Consider the following 15590-nt stretch of genomic DNA (forward strand, 5'->3'; position numbering starts at 1 on the left):
CAATCCTCGAACTGTCCCGCGCCCGGCTCAGGCCTTGGCCTGCAGCAGGGCTCCGTCATTCTCCAGGCGACCCGACTCGATCATTTCCCGATAGACCGCCATGACCGCTTCCTCGATCGGCTCCATGGCGTGTTCGCCATTGGGCTGGATGCCGGCGGCTTCCAAGTCGCTCCACGGCTCGAAACCGATCTTCGAGCAGAGCACCGCTTCGCACCCCTTCAGGGCGCGCAGGCTGCCGGCGAGGGCACTTTCCTTCTCGCCGCAGGTGTCGTTGCCGACGCAGTACTGGTCGACCCGGCGGTGGCCGATGAAGCGCACGCCGGACGGCGAGGCCTCGTAGACCAGGAACTCGGTGGCGTGACCGAAGTGCTGGTTGATCAGGCCGCCGCCGCTGGTGGCCACGGCCATCAGCACCGGACGATAGCGGCCGGTCGTGCTGTTCTGGACAGATGCAACAGACAGGCCAGCCAGCCGGGCCTTCTTCGCCGCCTTCTCGTCCAGCTCTTCCTTGATCGCCGCGTGGATGGCGGCGCGTTTGACCATCGCCGCCTCGTAGTCGATTTCCATCGACTCGATCTTGTCCAGGGTGAACTCGTCACCGCGGTCCTCGCCGAGCATGCCGACCGCGTCGGCGCGGCACTGACGGCAGTGGCGCATCATGTTCATGTCGCCGGCGCAGGCGTCCTGCAGGTCCTGCAGCTCTTCCGGCTCGGGGCTGCGCTGGCCCATCACGCCGTAGAAGGTGCCGTGCTCGGGTTCGGCGATCAGCGGCATGACGTTGTGCAGGAAGGCACCCTTGGCCTTGACGATCTTGCTGACTTCCTTCAGGTGCTCGTCGTTGACCCCGGGGATCATCACCGAGTTGACCTTCACCAGGATGCCGCGCGCCACCAGCATCTCCAGACCCTTCTGCTGCTGCTCGATGAGGATCTTGGCCGCCTTGATGCCGCGGATGCGCTTGTTGTTCCAGTAGATCCACGGATAGATCTTGGCGCCGATCTCCGGGTCCACGCAGTTGATGGTGATGGTCACGTGGTCGATGTTGTGCTTGGCCAGCTCGTCGACGCACTCCGGCAGGGCCAGGCCGTTGGTGGAGACGCACAGCTTGATGTCCGGCGCCTGCTCGCTGAGCATGCGGAAGGTGTCGAGGGTGCGCTTCGGGTTGGCCAGGGGGTCGCCGGGACCGGCGATGCCGAGCACGGTCATCTGCGGGATGGTGGCGGCCACGGCCTTGACCTTCTTGACCGCCTGTTCCGGAGTCAGCACTTCGGACACCACGCCCGGACGCGACTCGTTGGCGCAGTCGTACTTGCGGTTGCAGTAGTGGCACTGGATGTTGCAGGCAGGCGCCACCGCCACGTGCATGCGTGCGAAGTAGTGGTGCGCCTCTTCCGAATAGCACGGATGGTTGTGCACCTTTTCGCGAATGTTTTCCGGCAAGTGGGAGAGCTGATCGTTCGTGCTGCCGCAGCCACTTGAGGAGCAGCCGCCAGCGCTGTGCTGCCCCCCATTGTTTTGCCCAAGTACGCTCAGTTCCATGTTCTGTCTCCGGCTGAGAGAGTCTTTACCCCAAGAGCCGAGCAATACCCGTGCCGATTATTTAAGTTGCTGTTTTTAAAGGATTTATATGAAAACTGAGGGGCTGGTTTGTCGCGCAACGGACAAATCCGCACGATCCTGCGCGCGCTTCTGTACGACAAGCGACAAGCGAAATTCAGCGGGAGACGGCGACGGCGGTCCGGACGGGGCGAAGGCCCGTGGCGGACGGGTACGGAGAGAGGGGAGGGGAGAAGCCGGCCATCCATTGCCGGAGGTTCCCGTCAGATCTTGCGCATGTGGATGTTGAGGGTCTGGATGCGGTAGGCGATCTGCCGCGGCGTCATGCCCAGCAGTCGCGCGGCCTTGGCCTGCACCCAGCCGGCCTGTTCGAGGGCGGCGATCACCCGTTCGCGATCGTCCAGGCTCTCGTCGGCCAGGTTGACCTCGGGCAGCGGCGCGGCGAGCGGCGGGCTCTCGTTGTCGACCCCGGTCAGCGAGACCACGTCGCGGGTGATGGTGCCGTCCTCGCTCATGATCGCCGAGCGTTCCAGGCAGTTCTCCAGCTCGCGCACGTTGCCCGGCCAGCGGTGGCTCATCAGCAGGCGGATGGCGCTGTCGGTGATGGTCAGCGGGCGCCCCTGCTGGCGGCCGATCTTGGTGAGGAGGAATTCCGCCAGTTCGGGAATGTCGGCGGTGCGCTCGCGCAGCGGCGGGATGCGGATGGCCATGACGTTGAGGCGGTAGTAGAGGTCCTCGCGGAACTTGCCTTTCTCCACCTCGTTTTCCAGGTCGCGGTTGGTGGCGGCGACGATGCGCACGTTGACCCGCACCGTCTGGTTGCCGCCGACCCGCTCGAACTCGCCCTCTTGCAGCACGCGCAGCAGCTTGGCCTGGAACATCGGCGAGATCTCGCCGATCTCGTCGAGGAACAGGGTGCCGCCGTCGGCCTGCTCGAAGCGCCCCTTGCGCTGCTTCACCGCGCCGGTGAAGGCGCCCTTCTCATGGCCGAAGAGTTCGGATTCGAGCAGGGTTTCCGGCAGCGCGGCGCAGTTCAGGCGCACGAACGGGCGGTGCGCGCGCGGCGAGTTGTAGTGGATGGCGCTGGCGATCAGCTCCTTGCCGGTGCCGGACTCGCCGAGCACCAGCACGGTGCTGTTCCACTTGGCGACCCGGCGGATCTGGTCGAACACCCGGCGCATGGTGGGGGTGTGGCCCACCACCATGTTCTCGAAGCCGTACTTGCCGCGCACCTCGCGGCGCAACTCGTCGCGCTCGTCGGCGGCCTCGCGGCCGTCCTCGATGTTCACCACCAGGCGCACGGTCTGCGCCAGCAGGTTGGCGACGATCTCCAGAAAGCGCGTGCGCGCCGGCATCTGCTCGTCGGCGCGGCAATCCGGCTGGGCCGCCAGCACGCCGATGGTGTTGCCCTCGGGGTTCTTGATCGGCACGGCGATGAACGGCATTTCCAGGTCGTACAGGGCCAGGCGGTCGAGGAAGCGCGGATCGGCGGAGATGCGCCCGAGCACCACGCTGTTGCCGTGCTTGAGCACGTTGCCGATGACGCCTTCGCCGCTTCGATAGCGCACGCCTTCGCAGGCCTGGGCGACCGCTTCCGAGTCGGTGTGGATGGCGCCGATCTGCAGGGCGCTGTGCTCCGGGTCGGAAATGGTCACCAGGCCGTGCAGCAGGCCGAGGTCGTTGTGCAGCACGGCCAGGACCTGGTCGAGCAGCTCGTCGATCTGCTGTTCCCGGCTGAGCGTGCGGGCGATGCTCGCCAGCGCCTGCAGCTGGAGATCATAGAGTTCGACCGGGGTTGTTTGGCCGAGCGCTGAGGGATGGTTGCATTCATGGGCATTCCCTGTCGCTGTTCAAGTGGAGGCCGAGAAGGGCAGCTCGACGACGATCCGGCAGCCCTCGCGATAATCGGTGTCTACGTGCACCATCCCGGCGTGCTTGGCGACGATCTCCTGGACCACCGGCAAGCCCATGCCGCGTCCGACGCGGTGCGGCGGCTTGGTGCTGAAGAACGGCTCGAACACCTTGAGTACCAGCTCGGGCGGAATGCCCGGCCCGCTGTCGGTGATCTCCATGCGCACCAGGTGGTTCTCCACGCGGGTGCTGATGAACAGCTCGCGGCGGCTGACCTGGTTCTGGCTCATGGACTCGATGGCGTTGTCGACCAGGTGCTTGATCATGCTGCGCAGGCTGCTTTCGCCGCCCATCACCCAGGGCAGGCGCAGCGCCGGCTGCCAGTCGACGACGATGCCCTGGGCCAGCAGCTGGTCGGTGCACAGGGTGATCACCTCGCGGATCAACTGGTTGAGGTTGACCGGCATCTTGGATTCGGCCATGCGCACCGGAATGGAGCCGCTGAGGTTCTCCAGCGCCTCCATGCCGGCCGCGCTGGCCTCGCGCATGGCGCTCAGCACCGGGTCGTTGCCGGCCTTGTCGCCGAGGCGTCGCTCGAGCATGCGCATCGCTGCGTCGATCAGGTTAACCGGACCCTGCAGGCGGTGGATGGCGGCATTGAAGGTCTCGCGCATGCCCTCCAGCAGTTCCTCCTCGGCCATCAGCGCCTTCAGCGCGTTGAGCCGCGAGTCCTGCTGCTTCTGGCGCAGCTCGGAGATGTCGTTGATGGTCAGCAGCAGGTAGCGCTCCTCGGTGGGGGCGAAGAACACATGGGCCTGCTCGTCCTCGATGTGGATGGCCCGGCCGTGGCAGGACAGCCAGCGCGGCGAGCGGCCGCCCAGGTCGAAGGAGATCTCCTTGCCGGAGAAGGCAGTGCCCTGGTTCTCCAGCGCCTCGAAGGGCGTGGCGAGGTTTTCCCGCAAGAGTGCCACCAGGTTCTCGCTGGCGCCGTCCTCGACCAGATCGCGGGCCAGGCGGCAGAAGCTCGGGTTGGACAGCACCACGCGGTGCTGGCGGTCGAGCACCACCATCGCCGCCGGGGCGGCGTTGACCACCGCCTCGATCATCAGGCGCTGGTTGTTGACGCGCTGTTCCAGCTCGTGCAGCTCGCTGGTGTCGCGGTGCATGCCCAGGTAGTAGATGGTCTCGCCGGTTTCGTCGAGCACCGGCGCCACGGTCAGTTCGGCCAGGTACAGGCTCTTGTCCTTGCGCCGGTTGACCAGCACGCCGGACCACGGCTTCTTCTGCGCCAGCCGGCCCCACAGCGCTTGGTAGACCAGGCGCGGCGTGGTGCCGTTGGAAAGGATCGATTCGTTCTTGCCGAGCACTTCCTCGCTGTCGTAGCCGGTGATGGTGCGGAAGGCGCGGTTGGCGTAGAGGATGTTGGCCTTGAGGTCGGTGATGGAGATGGCGATGGGCGCATGCTCCACCGTCTGGCGGAAGATCTCGGGAAGCAGCTCGTCGCTTTCGGCGCCAGGCGCTTGCGGCTCGTTGCTCAGGGTCGGGTTGGCCGGGGTCATGCTGTGCCTCGTCTATCCAAGGGAACCGGCGGGCATGACTGCATCCGCCGGAATGGCGCGTGGGGCCTGAAAAAAATTAGCAAATCCTGTGCCGCACCTTGAGTGTCCGGGCACGCCGAATTGCTCGGAAAAGCCGCGGAACAATGAATTTCCGGGTGGCTGCTCCCTAGCTGTGCGAAAGCGCACAAGCCGGGCGGCAGGCTCAATAACGAGCTGTCACAAACCTTACAAAACCGGGTGCGCCGGGTGGATAGGCGGTCGGCGCGGCGAAGCTCTTTATTGATTTAGGTCAAGTTTTTGAGGGGCTGCAAGGCGCGCCTGTGTAAATTTTGAGCGCTGGCATGCTTGATGCAAAAAGTCTTCGGCAAAAGCGTGCGCCCGACAAAGGTGCATCCAAGGTTCAGCCGAGTAGGTGAGGTCGCTTATGGATTACGTTTTGTTTCTGTTAGGCACCGTGTTGGTTCACAACGTGGTGCTGGTGGGCTTTCTGGGCCTGTGTCCGTTCATGGGCGTGTCGAGCAAGCTCGATCCGTCGATCGGCCTGGCCGTGGCCACCACCCTGGTCATGGGCCTCGGCGGTGCCAGCAGCTGGCTGCTCGAGCACTACGTGCTGCTGCCGCTGGGCATCGGCTTCATCCGCATCCTCGCCTACATCGTAGTCATCGCCGGCATGGTACAGCTGATCGAGATGATCATCCGCAAGGTCAGCCCGCCGCTGTACCGCTCGCTGGGCATCTACCTGCCGCTGATCACCACCAACTGCGCCGTGCTCGGCGTGCCGCTGCTCAGCGTGCGCGAGGGCCACGACCTGACCATGGCCGTGCTGTTCGGCCTGGGCTCGGGCCTGGGCTTCTCGCTGATCATGATCATCTTCGCCGGCCTGCGCGAGCGCCTGGCCCTGGCCAACGTGCCGGCCGCCTTTTCCGGTCCGCCGATCGCCTTCGTCACCGCCGGCCTGCTGGCGCTGGCCTTCATGGGCTTCGGCGGCCTGATCTGATTCTGACACTGGACGGCCGGTGCGACCGGCGACGAGAGGAGGGCAATTTATGATAGAGGCAACTCTGGCTCTGGCAGTGATGGGCGTGCTCCTGGGCTTCGGTCTGGGCCTGGCGGCCCGCAAGTTCGCGGTAAGCGACGAAAACCCCCTGATCAAGGAAGTCAGCGACCTGATGCCCGGCAGCCAGTGCGGGCAGTGCGGTTTCCCCGGCTGCGGCGCCGCTGCCGTGGCGATCGTCGAGGGCAATGCGGCGGTCACCTGCTGCCCGCCCGGCGGCGTGGGGCTGGCCGAGAAGCTGGCCGAGATGCTCGGCGTGAGTCTGGATGCCAGCCAGATGGCCGCTCCCATGATGGCGCGGGTGGAAGCCTCGCAGTGCATCGGCTGCACCCGCTGCTACCGTGCCTGCCCCACCGACGCCATCGTCGGCGCCAGCGGGCAGGTCCACGTGGTGCTGGAGGATGCCTGCACCGGTTGCGGCAAGTGCCGCGACGCCTGTCCGGAAGACTGCGTCATCCTGACCCCGCAGGAGCAGACCTTGGACACCTGGCGCTGGAACAAGCCTGCCGCCGCCTGAGTCGATTACGGAGCCTTCGCATGCACTTCAATCTTTCCAGTATCCGTGGCGGCGTCCATCCGGCCGCCCACAAGGATCTCTCGGCCGCGCTGCCCATCGGCAGCCTGCCGCTGCCACCGCGTCTCTACCTGCCGCTGCGCCAGCACGCCGGGGCCGAGGCCCTGCCGATGGTCAAGGTCGGCGACACGGTGCTCAAGGGCCAGTTGCTGGCCTTCCCGCCGACGGAGGTCTCCGCCCCGGTACACGCACCCACCTCGGGGCGCATCGTCGCCATCGGGCCGATTGCCGCGCCGCACCCGTCGGGTCTCACCACCACCGGCATCACCCTGGAAAGCGACGGTGAGGACCGCTGGATCGATCTGCACGTGTCCGGCGATCCGTTCGCCGAGGACCCGCTGGTGCTCGCCGACCGCGTCGCCCAGGCCGGCATCGTCGGTCTCGGCGGGGCGATCTTCCCGGCGGCGGTCAAGCTCAAGCAGGGCACCCGCCACGAGATCAAGACCGTGGTGGTCAACGGCAGCGAGTGCGAACCCTACCTGACCTGCGACGACCGCATCATGCGCGAGCGCGCCGCGGAAATCGTCGACGGCGCCCGGCTGATCCAGCACATCCTGCGCGCCTACAGCGTGGTCATCGCCATCGAGGACAACAAGCCCGAGGCCCTGGCCGCCATGCGCGCCGCCGCCGAGCACTTCGGCGCCATCGAGGTGCTGGCGGTGCCGGCGCTCTATCCCATGGGTTCGGCCAAGCAGCTGATCCAGGCGGTCACCGGCCGCGAAGTGCCGGCCGGCGGCCGCAGTACCGACGTCGGCGTGCTGGTGCACAACGCCGGTACCGTGTACGCCATCCAGCAGGCCCTGCGTTTCGGCCGTCCGCTGATCTCGCGGGTGGTCACCGTGTCCGGTGCCTGCGTGAAGACCCCGCAGAACCTCGACGTGCTGATCGGCACCCCGGTGCAGGCGCTCATCGACGCCTGCGGCGGGCTGACCGGCACCCCCGAGCAGATGCTGCTCGGCGGGCCGATGATGGGCGCGGTGCTGCCCTCCACCCAGGTGCCGGTGATCAAGGGCGCTACCGGCCTGCTGGCGCTGGCCCAGCACGAGCTGCCGAACAAGGATCCGGCGCCCTGCATCCGCTGCGCGAGCTGCGTGGACGCCTGCCCGATGGGTCTGACCCCGCTGGACATGGCCCTCTATGCCCGCGCCGACGACTACGACGGCGCCAACGAATACGGCCTGCGCGACTGCATCCTCTGCGGCTGCTGCTCCTACGTCTGCCCCTCGCACATTCCGCTGGTGCAGTACTTCCAGTACGCCAAGGGCCAGCAGGACGAACGTCGCAGCGCTTCCCGCAAGAGCGACTACATCAAGCGTCAGACCGAGGCCCGTGCCGCGCGTCTGGCAGAAGAAGAGGCCGCCAAGGCCGCCGCCAAGGCAGCCAAGGAAGCCGCCAAGGCCGCCAAGGCCGCCGCCAAGGCCGCCAAGCCGAGCAGTGAGGTAGAGTCATGAGCACCATCAGCGTCGCGGCGGGGCCATTCGCCCACGACCGCTCCTCGGTCAACCGCATCATGCTGGACGTGTGTCTGGCGCTTGCGCCGGCCACCCTGTTCGGCCTGGTGATGTTCGGCTGGCCGGCCATCAATCTGTGGCTGGTCACCTGCGCCAGCGCCCTGGCCGTCGAGGCGGCCTGCCTGCGCCTGCTGGGCCAGCCCATGCGCCGTCTGCTCGATGGCTCGGCCCTGCTCACCGGCTGGCTGCTGGCGATCTCCCTGCCGCCGTGGGCGCCCTGGTGGATCGGCGTCGGCGGCAGCCTGTTCGCCATCGGCATCGGCAAGCAGCTGTACGGCGGCATCGGCCAGAACCCCTTCAACCCGGCCATGCTGGCGCGCGTCGCCCTGCTGATCGCCTTCCCGCTGCAGATGACCACCTGGGCGCTGCCGCATCCGCTGTTCTCGTCCGCGGCGCCGGGCTTTTTCGACAGCCTGGCGATCACCTTCGCCGGCGCTCCGCTGGCCGACGGCATGACCGGCGCCACCGCGCTGGGCAACCTGAAGACCGAGCTGACCCTCAACCGCACCGCTCAGGACATTCTGGGCAGCAGCTTCAACGTGATCTCGGCGCTGTTCGGTAGCACCCCCGGCAGCCTCGGCGAGACCTCGGAACTGCTGCTGCTGGTCGGCGGCGTCTGGCTGGTGCTGCGCCGCATCATCCACTGGGAAATCCCGGTCGCCATCCTGGCGAGCGTGTTCGCGATGGCGAGCCTCGCCTACCTGATCAATCCGGATCGCTATGCCGGCGGGCTCTATCACCTGACTTCCGGCGGCCTGATCCTGTGTGCCTTCTTCATCGCCACCGACCCGGTGACTTCGCCGATCAGCCGCGTCGGCCGGCTGATCTTTGGCGCCGGCTGCGGCGTGCTGATCTACGTGATCCGCACCTGGGGCAGCTTCCCCGAGGCGGCCGCTTTCGCGGTGCTCTTCATGAACGCGCTGACCCCGCTGATCGATCGCTACTGGCGGCCGCGCGCCTACGGCCGCAACGTCCGGGCAAGCCGCTGGTCGCGGCAAATGGACCAGCCAGGTTAAAGAGGTGGACAAGGTATGAACGATACGACGATGACTCCGGCCGAGGAGGCCGCCGCGCCCGCCGAGGCGGTCGCGGGCAAGCCCACGCTCCTCGAGCGTCTGGAAAAGTGGCGCACGCAGGTGGCCTACCAGGGCCTGTCGCTGGGCCTGATCTGCGCCGTGGTGGCCCTGCTCCTGCTGATCGGCAACGCCATGACCCAGGGCACCATCGCCGACCAGCAGATGGAGGACCGGCTGGCCACGCTGCGCGAGGTGCTGCCCCAGTCGCTGTACGACAACAACCCGCTGGCCGACGGCTTCAAGGTGCAGGACGCCGAGCTCGGCGAGGTCGAGGTGTTCCCGGCGCGCCTGCAGGGCAAGCTCACCGCGGTGGTCTTCCAGGGCAGCAACATCGGCTACGGCGGTCCCATCAACCAGATGATGGCCGTCGACGCCCAGGGCAAGATCCTCGGCGTGCGGGTGCTGTCGCACAAGGAAACCCCCGGCCTGGCCGACAAGATCGAGGCCTCGCGCAGCGACTGGATCAAGGTCTTCGACGGCCTGTCGCTGGACAACACCGCGCTGGGCAAGTGGAAGGTGAAGAAGGACGGCGGTCAGTTCGACCAGTTCGCCGGCGCCACCATCACCCCGCGTGCCGTGGTCAAGACCGTGCTGCAGGGCCTGCAGTTCCAGGCCCGGCATACCGACCAGCTGAAAGCCGAGTAAGAGGAGTCCAACCATGAGTCATTGCGGAGCCCCCAGCGTTCCCGAGCCGGAAAAGAAGGTGCCGTGGCAGTACTTCACCTCGGCCCTGTGGCAATACAACGTCGCCCTGGTGCAGATGCTCGCGCTCTGCCCGACCCTGGCGGTGACCACCACCGCCACCAACGGCCTGGGCATGGGTCTGGCCACCACCCTGGTGCTGATCCTGACCAACGCGCTCATCTCGTCGATGCGCCACACCATTTCTCCCGAGGTGCGCAACCCGGTGATGATCGGCGTGATCGCCGGTGTGGTGACCCTGATCGACATGGCGATGAACGCCTGGATGCACGAGCTGTACAAGGTGCTCGGCCTGTTCATCGCGCTGATCGTAACCAACTGCGCGGTGCTCGGCCGTGCCGAGTCCTTCTGCCTGAAGAACCCGGTGCTCCCCTCGGTCCTCGACGGCGCCGGCATGGGCATCGGCTTCACCGCCGTGCTGGTAGTGATCGGCGGCATCCGCGAGATCCTCGGCAGCGGCACCCTGTTCTCCCAGGCCTCCTCGCTGCTTGGCCCGTACTTCAAGTGGATGGAAATCACCGTGATTCCCGACTTCCAGGGCATCCTGCTGGCCATCCTGCCGCCGGGCGCCTTCATCGTCCTGGGCTTCCTGCTGGCCGCCAAGCGGGTGATCGACCGCAAGCGCGCCGAACGCCGGCAGCAGACCCACGGCGAACTGGTCGTCCTGCAGTAACCGGCTGAGGAGTGATAGCGAAATGAGAGTTTCAGTGGTATATGCCGATCCGGCCAAGCCCCTTCAGCTCAGCTGCAAGGTGGAGGATGGCTGCAGCGTGGAGCAGGCGATCGAGCAGTCCGGCGTGCTGCGCTGCTGCCCGGACATCGACCTGAAGAAGCAGAAGGTCGGCGTGTTCGGCAAGTTCGTTAAGTTGGACAGTCCGCTCAAGGATGGCGACCGCGTCGAGATCTACCAGCGCATCACGAAGGTGGACGAAGACGATGACGACGATGATGACGATTGAGTTCAGTCGCCCAGGAGGCCGCTTATGGTAACCCCCGTGAACATGAGTCGCGAAACTGCCCTGCGCATCGCCCTGGCTGCCAGGGCTCTGCCCGGTACCACGGTCGGCCAGCTGCTGGAAATCCTGCATCAGCAGATCGACGGTCCGCTGACCGAGGAGAGCTTGCAGGGCGTGAGCGTCACCGACCTGAAGATCGGCCTGGCCGGCTCCGAAGAGGATGTCGACATGCTCGACACCCCCATGTCGGCGCTCAAGGATGCGGTGCGCATCCTCTGGGGCGAGGCCGAGGTCGACAGCCTGCCCCACCCGGTGAAGCTGGAACGCATGCCCGAAGGTTCGATCCGCGTGGCCATTGCCTCCAACAACGGTGAGCAGCTCGATGGGCACTTCGGTTCCTGCCTGCGCTTTCTCGTCTATCAGGTGAGCGCCAAGGAGGCTGCGCTGATCGACATCCGCTCCACCCTGGACGTGGCGCTGGCCGAGGACAAGAACGCCTGGCGCGTCGAGCAGATCCAGGACTGCCAGGTGCTCTACGTGGTGTCGATCGGCGGACCGGCGGCGGCCAAGGTGGTCCGTGCCGGCATCCATCCGCTGAAGAAGCCCAAGGGCTGCGCGGCGCAGGAAGCCGTTGCCGAGCTGCAGTCGGTCATGGCCGGCTCGCCGCCGCCGTGGCTGGCCAAGCTGGTCGGCGTTTCCGCCGAGGAGCGGGTGCGCTTTTCCGTGTCCGACGACGAGGAAGAGGCGGTCAAGGCATGAGCGCAGAACGCCGACTGATCGCCGTGGCGGTCGACCGCCAGGGCCGCGTGGCCGACCATGCCGGGCGCGCCCAGCGCTGGGAGGTGTTCGACGTCTGGCCGGGCCAGGCCCCGGTGAGCATCTACGCCATCGAGCTGGCGGAGAAAGCCGTCCTGCACCACTGGCACGTCACCGAGTACCCCGAGCGGCATCCGCTGCATGGCGTGGACGCGGCCATCGCCGCGACCGCCGGCGAAGGCGTCATCCGCCGTCTCGGCGAGCGCGGAGTGACCCTGCTCACCACCGGCGAGAGCGACCCGGAACTGGCGGTCAAGGCCTTCCTGGCCGGCGACCTGCCGCCCGGCAAACCTCATGACGAGCACTCCTGCGGCGGGGAAGGGCACCAGCACTAACGCTGCACCGCCCGCCTGCGCGCCGTCGGATCGGCCTGGCCGACGGCGCGCGGGTTTCCCGCTTCTTCGCTCAAGAATGGGAGCCGCCCGGTTTCCCTGCCTCTGACGTTCCGTCTGCCACTGTTCCTTTGCCCTTGACCAGGCAGCAGCCCGGATCTCCGGGAGTTGTCCGTGCCTGTCCCTCAGGCCGTTGTGGTCTTTTCTCTTCGCCCCTTTCGTGCGTTCGCCCTGTTCGCCGTGCTGCGTCGACTGGAAGCCTGTCGCGGCCGGCGCTCAGTACAGGCCGGGCGCGGCGTCGCCAGCCGGCCCCCGGCGCTGACCAGCACCAGCGTGGTGCGCTGGCGCTCGCGCAGGACGGCCAGGGCGAGGCTTGCGCTGCTGTGCTATGCCAAGTTCGAGAGGGTCGCTGACCGGCGGTCAGGCGCTTGCGCAGATGGAGTTGCAGGCGATCCGGCGGGGCCGGGCGGGTGGGGCGGGAACGGCGAAGAAAGCGCGCGAGCGCGAAGAGGGGCATGGTGCAGATTCGTGAAGAGGCGTGTCTCTTGCAGGCACGCCTCGTGCCATCCGTGAGCGGGCGTTTTCCGTCAGGCCGGGACGCCGAGGATCACGTTGGAGGCCTTGATCACCGCACTGGCGCTGCCTCCCGGCTTCAGGCCCAGTTCGGCGACGGCCTCCTTGGTGACCATGGAGGTGATTTCGGTGCCGCCCGGCAGGGCCAGGGTGACTTCGGCATTGACCGCGCCGGCCTCGATGGTCTTGACGGTGCCGGTCAGGATGTTACGGGCGGACAGGCGATAGCCGCTGCTGTCGGTCATCAGCAGGACCCAGGGCGCCTTGATCACGGCGACCACCGGCTTGCCGGCAGCCAGTTGCAGGGACTTGGCGCTTTCCAGGGTCACTACGGCGGCGAGCTTGTCGCCGCCGCCCAGGACGATGTCCACCTCGGCATTGACCGAGCCTTCCTTCAGGGCGCTGACGGTACCGTTGAAGACGTTGCGGGCGCTGATTTTCATGCTGTGTTCCTCGTCCGATGGTGTGCAGGGTTTGGCACAAGCGCTATATCATATGCAACATAAATTGTTGTGAATATAACAATTCATATGGGACGGAAGTATAGACAAGGCCCTTGGAGAGGCGGAACAATAGCAGGGTGCCATTTGGCATGCCGATTGCTTTATATAAACTCAGGTAGATAGATAATTTACAGGCCACAGACGATGAGCGCCACTCGCTTCCTTGCCCGCATGTCCTTGGACACCGATGTCGGTACCGCCCTGTCCGATACCCGCATCCGCCTGCTCGAGCAGATCGAGCGCGAGGGTTCGATCAATCGCGCGGCCAAGGCCGTGCCGCTGTCCTACAAGGCGGCCTGGGATGCCATCGACACCATGAACAACCTCGCGCCCGAGCCCTTGGTGGTGCGGGTCGCCGGCGGCCGGCAGGGCGGCGGCACCCAGCTCACCGACTACGGCCGGCGCATCGTGGCCATGTACCGCGCCCTGGAGATCGAGTACCAGCACGCCCTCGACCGCCTCTCCGAGCGCCTCAACGAGGTGACCGGCGGCGATATCCAGTCCTTCCAGCGCCTCATGCACTCGATGAGCATGAAGACCAGTGCGCGCAACCAGTTCGCCGGCACCGTCACCGGCCTGCGCGTCGGCGGCGTCGACTACGAGGTGTGCATCCGCCTGGATGCCGAGAACGAGATCGCCGCGATCATCACCAAGGCCAGTGCGGAGAATCTGGAGCTGGCCATCGGCAAGGAGGTCTTCGCCCTGGTCAAGTCCTCCTCGGTGATGCTCACCACCGAGCGCTCGCTCAAGCTCACCGCGCGCAACCAGTTGTGGGGCGAGGTCGTCGAGATCCACCCGGGGCCGGTGAACAACGAGGTGACCCTGGCCCTGCCGTCCGGGCGCAGCGTGACCTGCGTGGTTACCGCCGACAGCTGTGAAGCCCTCGGCCTGGCGCCGGGCGTGGAGGCTTGCGCCTTCTTCAAGTCGTCCAGCGTGATCCTCGCCGTCTACGGCTGAGTTCTTCCCCGTTCCGTTTCCCTCAACATGGAGTAGTCCCATGAGCTTTTCGCTGTCCCGCCTGTGCATCGCCCTGAGCGCCGGTCTGCTCGCCTGCGCCGCCCAGGCCGAGGAGGTGCAGGTCGCCGTTGCCGCCAACTTCACCGCGCCGATCAAGGAGATCGCCACCCAGTTCGAGAAGGACACCGGCCACAAGCTGATCGCCTCCTTCGGCCCGACCGGCGGTTTCTATACCCAGATCCAGAACGGTGCGCCCTTCGAGGTCTTCCTCGCCGCCGACGACACCACCCCGGAGAAGCTGGAGAAGGAAGGCGCCACCGTTCCGGGCTCGCGCTTCACCTATGCGATCGGCAAGCTGGTGCTCTGGTCGGCCAAGCCGGGCTACGTGGACGGCAAGGGCGAAGTGCTGAAGAAAAACGCCTTCAAGCACCTGGCCATCGCCAACCCGAAGACCGCACCCTACGGCGCCGCGGCCACCCAGGTACTGGCCAAGCTCGGCCTGAGCGAGACGGTCAAGCCGAAGCTCGTCGAGGGCGCCAACATCGCCCAGGCGCACCAGTTCGTCGCCACCGGCAACGCCGAACTGGGCTTCGTCGCCCTGTCGCAGGTGTACAAGGACGGCAAGCTCACCGAGGGTTCCGGCTGGACCGTGCCGGCCGACCTGCACGATCCGATCCGTCAGGACGCGGTGATCCTCGCCAAGGGCAAGGACAACCCGGCGGCCAAGGCACTGGCCGATTACCTCAAGGGGCCCAAGGCCGCCGCGGTGATCAAGGCCTACGGCTACGACCTGTAAGCGCAGGAGGTCCAGGCAATGCCGCTGTCCGAGCACGATTTCGCCGCCATCCGCCTGACCCTGGAGCTGGCCTCGCTGACCACCCTGCTGCTCCTGGTGGTCGGCACGCCGATCGCCTGGTGGCTGGCACGTACCCGCTCGCCCCTCAAGGGGCCGGTGGGCGCGGTGGTGGCCTTGCCGCTGGTGCTGCCGCCGACCGTGCTCGGCTTCTACCTGCTGGTGACCATGGGGCCGTACGGCCCCGTCGGTCAACTGACCCAGTCCCTGGGCCTCGGCACGCTGCCCTTCACCTTCGCCGGCCTGGTGGTGGCGTCGGTGTTCTATTCGCTGCCCTTCGTCGTGCAGCCCTTGCAGAACGCCTTCGAGGCGATCGGCGAGCGCCCGCTGGAGGTGGCCGCGACGCTGCGCGCCGGGCCCTGGGATACCTTCTTCACCGTGGTGCTGCCGCTGGCGCGGCCCGGCTTCGTCACCGCCGCGATCCTCGGCTTCGCGCATACCGTGGGCGAATTCGGCGTGGTGCTGATGATCGGCGGCAACATCCCGGAAAAGACCCGTACCGTGGCGGTGCAGATCTTCGACCACGTCGAGGCGATGGAGTACGCGCAGGCGCACTGGCTCGCCGGTGGCATGGTGCTGTTCTCCTTCTTCGTGCTGCTCGCACTCTATTCCAGTCGCCGCTTCAAGCCGGGGCTGAGCTGATCCGCCGGGAGGTTTCGCCATGAGCACCACACTCGAACTCGCCGCCGCCAAGGCCGATGCCGCCGCCCGTGAGG

At 66.6% G+C, this 15590-nt stretch carries 17 protein-coding genes; 13 read left to right on the forward strand and 4 right to left on the reverse strand.

Annotated elements, in window-relative coordinates:
- Window positions 1-27 precede the first annotated feature (27 nt).
- Both nifB and nifA read right to left on the reverse strand, forming a co-directional pair.
- Window positions 28-1539, reverse strand: a complete 1512-nt coding sequence (nifB, locus tag Atro_RS14260) for a nitrogenase cofactor biosynthesis protein NifB (protein ID WP_497923266.1) — start codon at window positions 1537-1539, stop codon at window positions 28-30.
- Window positions 1540-1820: 281 nt separating this feature from the next.
- Window positions 1821-3278: a nif-specific transcriptional activator NifA gene (gene nifA, locus Atro_RS14265; RefSeq protein ID WP_497927688.1), complete on the reverse strand. Its 1458-nt coding sequence runs from the start codon at window positions 3276-3278 to the stop codon at window positions 1821-1823.
- Here nifA and Atro_RS14270 point away from each other — a divergent pair.
- Window positions 3240-3371: a hypothetical protein gene (locus Atro_RS14270; protein ID WP_497923268.1), complete on the forward strand. Its 132-nt coding sequence runs from the start codon at window positions 3240-3242 to the stop codon at window positions 3369-3371. The genes nifA and Atro_RS14270 overlap by 39 nt on opposite strands.
- Window positions 3372-3407: 36 nt before the next feature.
- Here Atro_RS14270 and nifL read toward each other — a convergent pair whose 3' ends face one another.
- Entirely contained in the window at window positions 3408-4967 is a 1560-nt protein-coding gene (gene nifL, locus Atro_RS14275) for a nitrogen fixation negative regulator NifL (RefSeq protein ID WP_497923269.1), read from the reverse strand.
- 424 nt (window positions 4968-5391) lie between these two features.
- On the opposite strand from nifL, the gene rsxA reads away from it, so the two are divergent.
- From rsxA to Atro_RS14320, 9 genes are read left to right on the forward strand one after another with little or no spacing between them, the layout of a single operon-like run.
- The gene (gene rsxA, locus Atro_RS14280) at window positions 5392-5964 is read left to right on the forward strand and encodes an electron transport complex subunit RsxA (RefSeq protein ID WP_497923271.1); all 573 of its coding nucleotides are present in this window, start codon (window positions 5392-5394) and stop codon (window positions 5962-5964) included.
- A 49-nt stretch (window positions 5965-6013) separates the two neighbouring features.
- The gene (locus Atro_RS14285) at window positions 6014-6538 is read left to right on the forward strand and encodes an RnfABCDGE type electron transport complex subunit B (protein WP_497923273.1); all 525 of its coding nucleotides are present in this window, start codon (window positions 6014-6016) and stop codon (window positions 6536-6538) included.
- Between the two features lie 20 nt (window positions 6539-6558).
- Window positions 6559-8046 (forward strand): electron transport complex subunit RsxC, encoded by a 1488-nt coding sequence (gene rsxC / locus Atro_RS14290; protein WP_497923274.1) that lies wholly within the window; start codon window positions 6559-6561, stop codon window positions 8044-8046.
- Complete coding sequence (locus tag Atro_RS14295; RefSeq protein ID WP_497923276.1) at window positions 8043-9122, forward strand: RnfABCDGE type electron transport complex subunit D; 1080 nt, start codon at window positions 8043-8045, stop codon at window positions 9120-9122. The genes rsxC and Atro_RS14295 overlap by 4 nt, the downstream gene beginning before the upstream one ends.
- 15 nt (window positions 9123-9137) lie before the next feature.
- The gene (rsxG, locus tag Atro_RS14300) at window positions 9138-9827 is read left to right on the forward strand and encodes an electron transport complex subunit RsxG (RefSeq protein ID WP_497923278.1); all 690 of its coding nucleotides are present in this window, start codon (window positions 9138-9140) and stop codon (window positions 9825-9827) included.
- Between the two features lie 13 nt (window positions 9828-9840).
- Entirely contained in the window at window positions 9841-10557 is a 717-nt protein-coding gene (locus Atro_RS14305; protein WP_497923280.1) for an electron transport complex subunit E, read from the forward strand.
- Window positions 10558-10579: 22 nt separating this feature from the next.
- Window positions 10580-10843 carry an RnfH family protein gene (locus tag Atro_RS14310; RefSeq protein WP_089169628.1) on the forward strand — a complete coding sequence of 88 codons (264 nt, stop codon included), beginning with the start codon at window positions 10580-10582 and terminating at the stop codon, window positions 10841-10843.
- A 24-nt stretch (window positions 10844-10867) separates the two neighbouring features.
- Window positions 10868-11599, forward strand: a complete 732-nt coding sequence (locus tag Atro_RS14315) for a dinitrogenase iron-molybdenum cofactor biosynthesis protein (protein ID WP_497923282.1) — start codon at window positions 10868-10870, stop codon at window positions 11597-11599.
- The gene (locus tag Atro_RS14320) at window positions 11596-11991 is read left to right on the forward strand and encodes a NifB/NifX family molybdenum-iron cluster-binding protein (RefSeq protein WP_497923283.1); all 396 of its coding nucleotides are present in this window, start codon (window positions 11596-11598) and stop codon (window positions 11989-11991) included. Before Atro_RS14315 ends, Atro_RS14320 begins: the two co-directional genes overlap by 4 nt.
- A gap of 584 nt (window positions 11992-12575) precedes the next feature.
- Here Atro_RS14320 and Atro_RS14325 read toward each other — a convergent pair.
- On the reverse strand, window positions 12576-13004 hold the full coding sequence (locus Atro_RS14325) for a TOBE domain-containing protein (RefSeq protein WP_497923285.1): 429 nt from the start codon (window positions 13002-13004) through the stop codon (window positions 12576-12578).
- 204 nt (window positions 13005-13208) lie between these two features.
- Between Atro_RS14325 and Atro_RS14330 the strand changes: the two genes are divergently transcribed.
- The 3 genes from Atro_RS14330 to modB are packed head-to-tail and all read left to right on the forward strand — an operon-like array spanning window position 13209 to window position 15516.
- A complete protein-coding gene (locus tag Atro_RS14330; RefSeq protein ID WP_497923286.1) occupies window positions 13209-14021 on the forward strand; it encodes a TOBE domain-containing protein in 813 nt (270 codons plus the stop codon).
- Window positions 14022-14061: 40 nt separating this feature from the next.
- Complete coding sequence (gene modA / locus Atro_RS14335; RefSeq protein WP_497923288.1) at window positions 14062-14817, forward strand: molybdate ABC transporter substrate-binding protein; 756 nt, start codon at window positions 14062-14064, stop codon at window positions 14815-14817.
- An 18-nt stretch (window positions 14818-14835) separates the two neighbouring features.
- Window positions 14836-15516, forward strand: a complete 681-nt coding sequence (gene modB, locus Atro_RS14340) for a molybdate ABC transporter permease subunit (protein ID WP_497923289.1) — start codon at window positions 14836-14838, stop codon at window positions 15514-15516.
- The last annotated feature ends 74 nt before the right edge of the window (window positions 15517-15590 follow it).

Source organism: Azotobacter tropicalis (genome assembly GCF_059739045.1).

Bases quoted from the DNA above. Each gene is read 5' to 3' on its own strand.
- Atro_RS14320 (WP_497923283.1), top strand. From the start codon at position 11,596: ATGAGCGCAGAACGCCGACTGATCGCCGTGGCGGTCGACCGCCAGGGC.
- Atro_RS14330 (WP_497923286.1), top strand. From the start codon at position 13,209: ATGAGCGCCACTCGCTTCCTTGCCCGCATGTCCTTGGACACCGATGTC.
- nifB (WP_497923266.1), bottom strand. From the start codon at position 1,539: ATGGAACTGAGCGTACTTGGGCAAAACAATGGGGGGCAGCACAGCGCT.
- rsxG (WP_497923278.1), top strand. From the start codon at position 9,138: ATGAACGATACGACGATGACTCCGGCCGAGGAGGCCGCCGCGCCCGCC.
- rsxA (WP_497923271.1), top strand. From the start codon at position 5,392: ATGGATTACGTTTTGTTTCTGTTAGGCACCGTGTTGGTTCACAACGTG.
- Atro_RS14310 (WP_089169628.1), top strand. From the start codon at position 10,580: ATGAGAGTTTCAGTGGTATATGCCGATCCGGCCAAGCCCCTTCAGCTC.
- Atro_RS14305 (WP_497923280.1), top strand. From the start codon at position 9,841: ATGAGTCATTGCGGAGCCCCCAGCGTTCCCGAGCCGGAAAAGAAGGTG.
- rsxC (WP_497923274.1), top strand. From the start codon at position 6,559: ATGCACTTCAATCTTTCCAGTATCCGTGGCGGCGTCCATCCGGCCGCC.
- Atro_RS14325 (WP_497923285.1), bottom strand. From the start codon at position 13,004: ATGAAAATCAGCGCCCGCAACGTCTTCAACGGTACCGTCAGCGCCCTG.
- Atro_RS14315 (WP_497923282.1), top strand. From the start codon at position 10,868: ATGGTAACCCCCGTGAACATGAGTCGCGAAACTGCCCTGCGCATCGCC.
- Atro_RS14285 (WP_497923273.1), top strand. From the start codon at position 6,014: ATGATAGAGGCAACTCTGGCTCTGGCAGTGATGGGCGTGCTCCTGGGC.
- modB (WP_497923289.1), top strand. From the start codon at position 14,836: ATGCCGCTGTCCGAGCACGATTTCGCCGCCATCCGCCTGACCCTGGAG.
- modA (WP_497923288.1), top strand. From the start codon at position 14,062: ATGAGCTTTTCGCTGTCCCGCCTGTGCATCGCCCTGAGCGCCGGTCTG.
- Atro_RS14295 (WP_497923276.1), top strand. From the start codon at position 8,043: ATGAGCACCATCAGCGTCGCGGCGGGGCCATTCGCCCACGACCGCTCC.
- nifL (WP_497923269.1), bottom strand. From the start codon at position 4,967: ATGACCCCGGCCAACCCGACCCTGAGCAACGAGCCGCAAGCGCCTGGC.